Raw genomic sequence first — 6931 nt, 5'->3', positions numbered from 1 at the left:
ACCTTACACGCGATGTGAGCGGCGCCATACGCTGGCGCTACGAATGGATTAGGTCACTAATGTGAAGGATCACCACATGACCGAGATGCTGACCCAGATGCAGGCGCTTCCCAGTGAAACTCCGCTCGAAGACGAGGCGTTGGCGGCTTACGAGAAGAAGTTTCGGGAGGACAACACGATTTGGGCTGAGTTGTTGCAGGAGAACCTCGACCGGCTCGGGCGCGGCTCGTTTTCGCTGCACTGGATGAACACCGACAAGGCCAATTGGGGTGTTCGCGCGCGCCCGAGTTCGCGGGGGTTGACCTATACCGACATCAACCGCCCGCCAGCCTACGGCACGCTGCCCGAGCACACGACGTGGCGCAACTTCGCCCCGCGCGGCTCTGTGCGTGAGCCCTATGTTGACCAGATGCCGACCATCGACGCTTATGACATCCTCGACAAGAAGGAGGCCTGGGCGGACAACGTCATGACGCTGTATGAGGAGGCCAAGGCACGGCAGTGGAACTCCACCAGCGATATTCCGTGGAACGAGCTGGAGCCCGCCAGTGAGGATCTGGAGAAGGCGGCGTGCCAGCTGGCTACCTCTTTGACGGAGGTTGAGTTCGTCGCCGGTGACTTTCCGTCGCGGTGGGTGTATCGCACCTCACCGGATTTCTACGAGGTTAAGAACTTCCTCGTGACGCAGATGATGGACGAGGCCCGCCACATGGAGGTGTTCCGAAAGCGTGCCCTCGCCGGCGGGGGAGGCTTGTTGCACGCCAGCCCGGCCCTGGAGTGGGCACTGAAGGCGATCCTCGAGTCGCCGAGCCACACCCAGGGCACGTTCCTGCTGAACGTGCTGGGCGAAGGGCTTGTCCTTACGATTTTCCGGGCCGGGGAGTACCTGTCCAAGACGCATGTCGACAAGGAGATCTTCCGGCGCTGCATGCAGGACGAGGCCCGTCACGTGTCGTACGGGACCCTGGAATTGAAGAACTTCCTCGACAGCTCGACTGATCGGGAAAAGGCGCTTTCGGATATGCATCGCTTCGCCGATCTTGGCGAGCAGATCATCCTCACCGCACTGAGCAGTCCCGGGCTGTTGGAACCGCTGGCCGTTCTTATGGGCGGTGGAGTGGACAAGATCGACGAAGGTATGGAGGGTGTGTCGTTCCTGTGGGGGACGATTATTGAGGAGTACCTGCAGCGCTGTGAGCGGGCCGGGTTTGACCGTCGCGAGAAGGTGACGATCCCCTTGGAGATGCCGTGGACGGCGTAAGTACGAGCGCAGATCTTCCTACCGTTGAGTGGTTCACCAGGCTGGCGGAGGTCAGTAAGGCTGACCTCGCCGAGTTCCGTAAACTCGGCGAGGTCGACTGCCGGTTTGCCGTCAACATCTTCGATGGCGGCCCAGATGGGTCTGCGTTGATTGTCCAGCTCACGTTCGACGGCTTCGAGGTGAGCGAGATCAAAGAGATCAGCGACACAGGGTTGGAGTCGATGGATTTCGTCATCGAAACCGACCGTGATTCGTGGCTGGACATGGTGGACAACATCCGCGCCGGAGACGGCCGACCGGACCTCGATCACACCCTCAACGCCTTGAGCATGGCGTCGACGCCGATACGGGTCTGGTCATCTGATCCTCTGGGCAAGGACATGTTTTTCCGCTACAACCAGAGTTTGCAGCATTTCATCAACAAGAGCGCTCGGCTGTGAGTCGCCGCTGAAGAAAAGGAAAGAGCATGAGCGGCACTCGGCGAGGCCATTTCTACATCGATGACACGTGCATCGGGTGCGGAGCGTGTGAGCACTCGTGCCCGGGACGGGTCGATGCCATATCCAAGAAGGCCGACGATTTCCTGGGCCGATTCGTCATCGACCTCGATGAATGCATCGACTGCGGGAAGTGCGTCCCGCTGTGCCCCGTCGATTGTATTCACGACGGGCGGGTCGAGGCGGCATTTGTCCCGGACAATGGCTACACGAAGATCGGAAAGCTATACGACTGGGCAGCGCGCAAAGATAGCTGATACATCAAAAGATCCAGGAGCTGAGGGATTGGCATCAGATTGGTGGCCGGGGCCACGTGTCGCGCGGCCGCTTGGCGCGGAGGTTGATTCTGACCTCTCTGCCAAAATTCGGACAGGCGATAGCTGTGGCTTCGACCCACAATGTCAGCTGCCGCATGAGCTCCCGCCGCGTCGCCGTCAGCTTTGCCGATCTATCACGACATCATCATCGTGGTTTTTCGGTCAGACCTCGCGGCGTCCCGACCATCACCACCCCATCAAATGACTAGGAGTTGTGTCATGGGCGTTTTCAAAGACGGCGTCGAGGCAACGAAGTACATTGCCGGGATCTTCGAGGAGGCGGTGGACGATGAGTCGATCGCCGATCAACTAGCGGCATCCGGTGTTGTGCTGCAGCTCAACTGCTCTGACCCGGATATCCAGGTTACGGTCGACATGCCTAATAAGAAGGTGTTCACCGGGAACTGTGACATCAAGCCTACCGTAGCGATGTTCATGACCTCTGACATGGCCAACCGGTTTTGGCAGGGCAACCTCAATCTCGCTGTCGCGCTGGCCAAAGGCCAGGTCCGCGCCAAGGGGCCGGTTCCAAAGATCCTGAAGCTTATTCCCGTCGCCAAGAAGCTTTTCCCGCGGTACGAGGAGCTGCTGCGGGCTGAGGGCCGTACTGACCTGCTGGTTGTTTGACGCGCGTCGACAAGTCGTCAAGCTGTATGGCGTACATCAAGCTCCTCGAGCGTAGATGTTCGAACGGGCCGGATAAGCGTCGGCCTGGTCGCTGCGACCGGCGTCTTGGTCCGCGCCGCACTTGAAGCCCTGCGCTACTAGGGTCCTGCGTCTGAAACCCGTTTACGGGTGTGGGGCAGGATTTCGTCGGGGTCATTTTCCATACCTGGGACTGTCTGAACAACGGTGGATCTGATCTTGGTCTGACACGCCGGGCGTGAGCTTGGCGGGAAGGACTGATGATGTCGGAAACACTCGACTTCGGAATGGCCATTGATCGTCAGCAGACTACTTTCCCGTGCTGACGACCGACGCCGCCGAATCGGCTCGACGGGGGACAAGTTTGTCCTGGTTCGTGGCGCGCTGGGTGCTCAACAGGCGAGTGCCCAGCCGCTGCAACGCCTCCACTGAGAATGGTTGTGTCATACGGCGGTTGACAGCGGGGGCAATGCGGAGCATGAAATAGCCCAGCCAGGCCTCGGTGCGCACCGGTACGACCGCGAGATCAAACCGTACAGCACGCACGGCGGCGCGAGCGACGAGGTCGGGACTCATCGGTGAGATCGGAAACTTCTCGCCAAATTCCTGGAGCTTCTTGGTGAACTGTTTTCCTTGTTCGATCAGTTCGTGGTTGACGCCGACAACCACCGCGCGATCACCTATATTGGTATTGATCACACCCGGGCATATCGCGCTGACGCCGATGCCTTTCGGTCCGAGCTCGAGCCGCAGGCATTCGGTCAGCATCTTCACGCCCGCTTTGGAAACCGAGTACGGCGACATAACCGGGGTGGGCGTGAATGCCGCCGCCGAGGCGATATTGACGATATGGCCACCGCCGTGTTCAACCATCTGGGCGCCGAAGAAACGGCACCCATGAACGACGCCCATTAGGTTCACACCGAGTTGGCGTTCCCAATCCGACGGACGCAGCTCTAAGAACGGGCCGCCCACCAAGATTCCTGCGTTATTGACCAGCACATCGGCGTATCCGTAATCGGCTAACACGCTGCGAGCGAGCGCCTCCCAGGCATCGGGGTCGATAACATCCAATTGCGCCGCCGACGCGCTGCGGGCATGACCACGGATCATCGCCGTGGTCGCTTGTGCCGCATCCAGATCGATGTCGGACACCACGACATGGGCGCCGAGCTTGGCAAACCTGATCGCTGTCGCCCGGCCAATACCGCTTGCAGCCCCGGTGACCACCACCACGCGTGGACGCAACCGATTGACCTTCACGCGTTCTCCTTCCTCATGGCCCCGATCGCACCCGGAAGCTTAACGCCCGTACTGTAGCGGTAGACATCAAGGTTGTAATGTCGGTTCTGCCAATACATTTCGCCATGCGTCGACGGCCGAAACGGTGAATCGCCCTGGCTGTTGATATAGTAGGTATTCGAATCCGCGCAGGTCGGAGTGAACAGAAAGTTCTTTTCCTGGCGCTTCAAACACTTCCGGAAATACTCGTCGTGGACTTCCTGACGTATCTCGCAGACCGTCGCGCCGCAGCGCTTCGCCTCGGCTATAGCGCGGCTCAGATGAGCCGACGTCGCTTCGATCATCCACAGATATGATCCCAGCACGAAGCCATAAGGCCCAGTGATGGAGAACATGTTCGGAAATTTGGGAACAGACACGCCTTGATACGACTGGTATCTCTGCTCATACCAGAACCGCCCGAGATCGATGCCGTCGCGCCCGATGACGGGAAAGGGTGGCACTGCACCCGTATCCCACAGCTTGAACCCGGTCGCGCATATCAACACGTCGACCTCGTGCTCTACACCATCCACTGTCCGCACCCCCTTCCTGGTTATGCACTCGATCGCATCGGTGACCAGGCTGACATCTTCGCGGTTGAATGTGCGGAGGTAGTCGTTTGACATCGATGGGCGCTTGCAGCCCAAGCCATAGTGTGGGATCAGCTTCTCCCGAATTACTGGATCCTCGATTTGCCGACGCATCCAGCGGCGTGTAGCTAGCTCGAGCAGCTGGCGAGTCCCGTTCACTAGCCACCCTGGACCGACCCACATCCCCGCCATCCCGATCTCAGTTGCGACAGTGCCCACCGTGCGGATAGCCGAGCGGATTCGTTTACGGCCCAGGACCCATCGGCCGACGGACTTGATCTCCATATCCGGTTTGGGGAACACCCAGATCGGCGTTCGCTGGAAGACGGTCAGATGTTCGACCTCGTCAACGATGGCCGGGACAAGCTGGAGCGCCGTGGCGCCCGTGCCGATCACCGCGACGCGCTTACCGGCCAGCACCACGTCGTGATCCCATAGCGCGGTGTGCACGAGCGCACCCCCGTACTCGTCCAAACCTGGGATATCGGGCATCTTCGGGCGTTCCAGGCCGCCGACCGCCATTACGACATATCGGCTCGTGATCTCCTGGTTGCCGGCGGCGGTCAATCGCCATAGACTGTTGTGCTCATCAAACACCGCCGAGGCGACGGTGGTGTTCAACCGAAGCTTCTCACGCAGGCCGTATTGGTCCACGACGTCATCGGCGTAATCCCGAAGCTCGTCACCCGGAGCGAAGATCCGCGACCAATCACCGCGCTGCTCGTAGGAAAAGCTGTAGACAAACGACGGAATATCCACCGCCACACCCGGATATGTGTTCGCATGCCAGGTGCCGCCCACCCGATCCCACTTGTCGACGATGACAAAGTCGTGAATACCTCTCCGTTGCAAGGCGATACCGGCGCCGATACCGCCGAACCCAGCGCCCACAATGACGACGTCATGGTCAGGAGTGACACGCTCGGCAGCAGGTAACTGTTCAATCTCGACTTTTGTACTCAATTCGGGCTCGCCGGACTTGCTGCTACTTTTGGTAACCCACAAGGGTGCCATGGGTCCCGAACAGTTCCTGCTGCCACTTGTTCAGCAGCGCACGGGTGTCGACATCGTCGGGATGAAAGCCGGGTTTCATGTAGATGCGCAGGTCGGCCATCAAACCCTTGAGCAGCGGGCCTCGAAACACAGCACGCGCTTGACGCGTCACTTTGATCGGATGCCACCCTTTAGGGTCCGTCGCGATGGACAGCAACACGCCGATCGTTATCACCGGGATGGCCAGAACGTATAAAACCCCCATCACACCGATGCGAAGCCACTCCGGCCCGCGGACCGACCGGTAAACGTCGAAGGCAACCGATTTGTGCTCCAGCTCTTCCACCGCGTGCCAGTTGAGCAGGTTTCGCACCTCGGGATCACCAGGGATCTTCTGTAACTCCTCGCCTAGCATTCGCTCAGCCAGCGTGGCAGTGAAGTGTTCAGCCGCTGCAGTGACCGCCAGGGGTACCCGCGCGGGCAGCAGGTTTTCGATCCGCACCAACAGCCGCTGCCGCCGACTATTGGCATCGAACATGAAAAAACTGACCAGGGGATAGCCCCTGTCCACCAATTGCTCGTTGAGCCGGCGGTGTTCCTGCCCATGCACCGACTCCTGACCAATGAATCCGGCCACCCGCTTCTTTAACTCCGGATCGGTCACCCGATCGGCGAAGCGCCGGACCGACCTGATAAATAATTCCTCGCCGGGCGGAAATATGCCCGACAGCAACGCCACAAGGTGGCTAAGCACGATGTCGCCCTCAACGAAGTGACGCTGCATCGGCTGCGGATCACCGAATGAGAACCGAATCCGGCGAGTTTTCGGATACGCCTTTTTTGCTGGTCTTTCCGGTGCCATTCCTGTGTTCGCAACTGCTGCGTGACTAGCTACCATGACACTCTCCTTTGTTTTGAGTGTGGTGGTCGGTCACTTCAGGTAGCCGACCAGGGCCCCCTCGGTGCCGAAGAGTTCCTCCTGCCATTGCTCCAGCAACGCGTTGGTGTCGATGTCGTCGGGATGAAATCCCGGTCGCAGGTATTGCCTGAGCTCTGGGATCACGCCACGAAGAATGGGGCCGCGGTAGAGCCGATAGGTCTCACGCACCAGTCGCACTGGCTGACGGCGCGCTTCGGGATCCCGCGCCACCGAACAAGCCAGTACGGCGGTTATGAGGAGGAGCAGAAGGGGGATCATTACCGCCATCACACGTCGACGCACCCGCTCGGTACCCCGCACCGAGCGGAATACATCAAAGGCAACCGACTTGTGCTCAAGTTCCTCCAGCGCATGCCAGTTCAGCAGGTTCCACACCTCCGCATCACCCGGGATCGCCTGGATCT

Annotated in this window: 8 protein-coding genes; 4 read left to right on the top strand and 4 right to left on the bottom strand. The window is 59.7% G+C overall.

Going from position 1 to position 6931, the window contains the following annotated elements:
* Positions 1-76 precede the first annotated feature (76 nt).
* From HMPREF0591_RS28460 to HMPREF0591_RS28445, 4 genes are all read left to right on the top strand, one after another.
* On the top strand, positions 77-1261 hold the full coding sequence (locus tag HMPREF0591_RS28460; RefSeq protein WP_007172279.1) for a ferritin-like domain-containing protein: 1185 nt from the start codon (positions 77-79) through the stop codon (positions 1259-1261).
* Positions 1249-1701: a hypothetical protein gene (locus HMPREF0591_RS28455; RefSeq protein WP_007172278.1), complete on the top strand. Its 453-nt coding sequence runs from the start codon at positions 1249-1251 to the stop codon at positions 1699-1701. Before HMPREF0591_RS28460 ends, HMPREF0591_RS28455 begins: the two co-directional genes overlap by 13 nt.
* Positions 1702-1727: 26 nt before the next feature.
* On the top strand, positions 1728-2015 hold the full coding sequence (locus HMPREF0591_RS31650) for an NADH-quinone oxidoreductase subunit I (RefSeq protein ID WP_007172277.1): 288 nt from the start codon (positions 1728-1730) through the stop codon (positions 2013-2015).
* Between the two features lie 279 nt (positions 2016-2294).
* Entirely contained in the window at positions 2295-2702 is a 408-nt protein-coding gene (locus tag HMPREF0591_RS28445) for an SCP2 sterol-binding domain-containing protein (protein WP_007172276.1), read from the top strand.
* A gap of 327 nt (positions 2703-3029) precedes the next feature.
* Here the strand turns inward: HMPREF0591_RS28445 and HMPREF0591_RS28440 are convergent, their stop codons facing one another.
* The 4 genes from HMPREF0591_RS28440 to HMPREF0591_RS28425 all read right to left on the bottom strand — a co-directional run.
* Positions 3030-3983 carry an SDR family NAD(P)-dependent oxidoreductase gene (locus HMPREF0591_RS28440; protein WP_007172275.1) on the bottom strand — a complete coding sequence of 318 codons (954 nt, stop codon included), beginning with the start codon at positions 3981-3983 and terminating at the stop codon, positions 3030-3032.
* On the bottom strand, positions 3980-5608 hold the full coding sequence (locus HMPREF0591_RS28435; protein ID WP_007172274.1) for a flavin-containing monooxygenase: 1629 nt from the start codon (positions 5606-5608) through the stop codon (positions 3980-3982). Before HMPREF0591_RS28435 ends, HMPREF0591_RS28440 begins: the two co-directional genes overlap by 4 nt.
* On the bottom strand, positions 5580-6449 hold the full coding sequence (locus HMPREF0591_RS31645) for a metal-dependent hydrolase (protein WP_007172273.1): 870 nt from the start codon (positions 6447-6449) through the stop codon (positions 5580-5582). Before HMPREF0591_RS31645 ends, HMPREF0591_RS28435 begins: the two co-directional genes overlap by 29 nt.
* A 69-nt stretch (positions 6450-6518) precedes the next feature.
* The coding region (locus tag HMPREF0591_RS28425) for a metal-dependent hydrolase (protein ID WP_007172272.1) at positions 6519-6931 on the bottom strand (413 nt) is incomplete at its 5' end.

The sequence above is a fragment of the Mycobacterium parascrofulaceum ATCC BAA-614 genome, assembly GCF_000164135.1.
GTDB lineage: Bacteria > Actinomycetota > Actinomycetes > Mycobacteriales > Mycobacteriaceae > Mycobacterium > Mycobacterium parascrofulaceum.
This window is presented reverse-complemented; position numbering and strand designations above follow the sequence as displayed.

Excerpts from the sequence above, each read along its gene's own strand:
- HMPREF0591_RS28460 (WP_007172279.1), top strand. The coding sequence starts at position 77 with ATGACCGAGATGCTGACCCAGATGCAGGCGCTTCCCAGTGAAACTCCG.
- HMPREF0591_RS31650 (WP_007172277.1), top strand. The coding sequence starts at position 1,728 with ATGAGCGGCACTCGGCGAGGCCATTTCTACATCGATGACACGTGCATC.
- HMPREF0591_RS28445 (WP_007172276.1), top strand. The coding sequence starts at position 2,295 with ATGGGCGTTTTCAAAGACGGCGTCGAGGCAACGAAGTACATTGCCGGG.
- HMPREF0591_RS28435 (WP_007172274.1), bottom strand. The coding sequence starts at position 5,608 with ATGGCACCCTTGTGGGTTACCAAAAGTAGCAGCAAGTCCGGCGAGCCC.
- HMPREF0591_RS31645 (WP_007172273.1), bottom strand. The coding sequence starts at position 6,449 with ATGGCACCGGAAAGACCAGCAAAAAAGGCGTATCCGAAAACTCGCCGG.